This window comes from Kitasatospora nipponensis, assembly GCF_039528135.1.
Taxonomy (GTDB): Bacteria; Actinomycetota; Actinomycetes; order Streptomycetales; family Streptomycetaceae; genus Kitasatospora; species Kitasatospora nipponensis.
This window is the reverse complement of record NZ_BAAALF010001124.1, coordinates 1-529: the sequence shown is the minus strand read 5'-3', so window position 1 is coordinate 529 and position 529 is coordinate 1. Positions and strand designations below refer to the sequence as shown.

1 protein-coding gene is annotated in these 529 nt (G+C 65.4%); it reads left to right on the top strand.

The features are described from left to right. The coding region (locus tag ABD323_RS45210; protein WP_344447751.1) for a GH25 family lysozyme at positions 1-529 on the top strand (529 nt) is incomplete at both ends.

Sequence of the window (529 nt, the reverse complement as noted above, 5' to 3'; positions counted from 1 at the left end):
CTCCGCCACCCACCAGAGCAACGTCGACTGGGACTACTGGTGGGGCCAGGGCAAGCGGTTCGCCTACGTCAAGGCCACGGAGGCGACCAGCTACACGAACCCGTACTTCGCCCAGCAGTACATCGGCTCGTACGACATCGGCATGATCCGCGGTGCGTACCACTTCGCGGTGCCGAACTCGTCCTCCGGGCGGGCACAGGCGAACTACTTCGTGGACAACGGCGGGGGCTGGTCCGGGGACGGCAAGAGGCTGTCCGGTGCGCTGGACATGGAGTACAACCCGTACGGCGCGGACCCCTGCTACGGCCGGTCGGAACACGGCATGGTCCGGTGGATCAAGAACTTCTCCAAGCAGCTGCACTCCAAGACCGGCCGCTGGCCGATGATCTACACGACCACGGACTGGTGGAAGACCTGCACCGGCAACACTCCCCGATTCGGCAGCGACCACCCGCTGTTCATCGCCCGCTACAACGATCGCGTCGGCGAGCTGCCCAACGGCTGGCCCCATTACACGCTGTGGCAGTAC